The following is a 424-nucleotide window of genomic DNA, read 5'->3' on the forward strand; positions in this document are numbered from 1 at the left end:
AAGGAATACGCCGGCCAGGAACGCGCCTGCGGTGCCGCCGCCTTCGCCGTCGCCGCGGTCGACGCGCCGCGGCGGGCGCAGTGGCTGCAGCTGATCGCCGCCCAGGAACGCAGCTTCGCGCTGTACGCCGAGCTCGCCGGCCCCGCGCTGTGCGACGCCTGGCTGCAGGCGCAGCCCGCGGCCGAGCTGGCCGAGCTCGAGCGCATGCGCCGCATCGCCTTCGCGGCGCCCGAAGGCGGCGCGCTCGATGCCAACCTCAGCACCGCCTGGTTCGACTGCTGCACGCTGCGCATCGACGCGATGCAGGCGGTCGAGGAACGGCTGCGCGCCGAACTGCAGGCGCTGTGCGGCGAGCGCATCGCGCAGGCGCGGGCCGATGCCGAGCGCCACGAGGCGCTGCTGGCGCAGGCGCACGGTGCAGCCG

General features: G+C 75.9%; 1 protein-coding gene. It reads left to right on the forward strand.

Annotation, left to right across the window (positions count from 1 at the left end; genetic code table 11):
* Window positions 1-424 (forward strand): nitrate- and nitrite sensing domain-containing protein (locus I6F37_RS41400; protein WP_225154581.1); only part of this gene is annotated, 424 nt, incomplete at both ends.

The sequence above is a fragment of the Bradyrhizobium sp. NBAIM08 genome, from assembly GCF_020193935.1.
Classification (GTDB): Bacteria; Pseudomonadota; Alphaproteobacteria; order Rhizobiales; family Xanthobacteraceae; genus Bradyrhizobium; species Bradyrhizobium yuanmingense.